The organism is Allobosea sp. TAB14 (genome assembly GCF_052113865.1).
GTDB lineage: Bacteria > Pseudomonadota > Alphaproteobacteria > Rhizobiales > Beijerinckiaceae > Allobosea > Allobosea spartocytisi.
Genome location: NZ_JBFRDQ010000389.1, coordinates 1 through 1,381, shown reverse-complemented (window position 1 = coordinate 1,381; position 1,381 = coordinate 1). Strand labels below are relative to the sequence as shown.

Here is a 1,381-nt window from a genome sequence, read left to right as displayed (position 1 = left end):
GTCCGGGACTGACGCCCTCGAGCTTGGCGAAGACATTCGTGAAGTGGCTTTGGTCGGCGAAGCCACAGGCGACGGCGATATCCGCAAGCTCAAGCCGGCCGCAACGGAGAATATCGCGCGCCCGCTCGATCCGCTTTCTGATCAGCCATTGATGAGGGCTGAATCCCGTCGTGTTGCGAAACGCTCGCGAGAAATAGCCGGGTGAAAGCCCACACTCTCGTCCCAGTTCGGCAATGGTTGGTCGCCGTCCAAATGAGCCAGGAGAAAATCCAGAACTCGCTGGAGTTGCCATGTCGTCAGGCGGCCGGTGACGAATTTTGGCGTGGTCACCGCGTTCCCGTAGACGTCGATCACGTGAGCATGGAACGCAAGGCCGATATGGTCGATGAAAAGAGCGCTGCGTTCGCTTGCGTCCTCGACCTTGTCCACGAGTGCGGTCGCCAACCCGAACAGAACGCGATCATATGCACCCAGTTGCGGATCTCTAAGTCGGACCGAACCAACAAGCCCTCGATCCGACGCTAATTCGTCGATGGAGGCCTGAGAGATGTAAAATCGAAGCAGGTCGAAAGGGACGTGGATCTCTGAAACCGGGTTGCTGCTCAGATCGAACAGAAATGTGGCGCCGGGATTCGCCGACGTCGTCAGTGCGTGCCTGCCATCGATCCAGATGTCGGCAACTGTCGACTGAAGCGCGACATGGAAAGAAAAGGCACTTTCCTGCGGAACGTCCTTGGCGCGGCCGAGCATGCCGCTTTCGCTCTTGAGGCGCGGTGTGACGTGATCGCGATCTTGTGTGTTCGTCCGGCAAGAGGCCGCGGAAAGGGCGTAGCGGCTTGAGGCGCTTCAGCCATCTCATATCGCTGGCATGCTACAGTCTTGAAACTGGCATCGATTCTGATGGATTAGGCGGTTGTGGCGACGGCTTAGAATTCAGCCCTCGGCATGAATGACCGGGCGTTGAACAGGCCCGCGAGGTCGAGTGTGGCAAAGCCCGAAAAAAGAAGCGCCTATATTGTCAGGGGGCTGTCTGACGAGGTTCAGCACGGGTGGGCTTGCGCTTCATGAAGCTGCCACCGCGCGAGGTACATTCGCCCGGGCTGGTGCGGAGAGCGTCGGTCCAAGCCTGTCCGCCTTCGCCGGCGGGCAGGCTTGGCTCCTGTCGCGCGCGCGGCAGGGCGGCTACTTCTCGCGTGGCATGACCGCAAGTTTCGGGTCCACGGAGATGTAGATGACGGCGAAGGGCGTGCCCGCATCGTCGCCGACGATCGGCATCGCTCCGAACGGATTGACGCCCAGCGAATTCGCCACCGCGTAAGGCGCATAGACCATCATGTGGGGGTGCCATCCGTCCTCGAGCGAGGTGCCCTCCGAGTCCGCC

At 60.6% G+C, this 1,381-nt stretch carries 3 protein-coding genes; all 3 read right to left on the bottom strand.

Going from position 1 to position 1,381, the window contains the following annotated elements; translation table 11 throughout:
• A partial coding sequence (locus AB4Y99_RS27855) for a helix-turn-helix domain-containing protein (RefSeq protein ID WP_441525639.1) occupies positions 1 to 226 on the bottom strand: 226 nt, incomplete at its 3' end.
• On the bottom strand, positions 142 to 750 hold the full coding sequence (locus AB4Y99_RS27850) for a hypothetical protein (RefSeq protein ID WP_441525640.1): 609 nt from the start codon (positions 748 to 750) through the stop codon (positions 142 to 144). The genes AB4Y99_RS27850 and AB4Y99_RS27855, both read right to left, overlap by 85 nt.
• Positions 751 to 1,182: 432 nt before the next feature.
• A partial coding sequence (locus tag AB4Y99_RS27845; protein WP_441525638.1) for a hypothetical protein occupies positions 1,183 to 1,381 on the bottom strand: 199 nt, incomplete at its 5' end.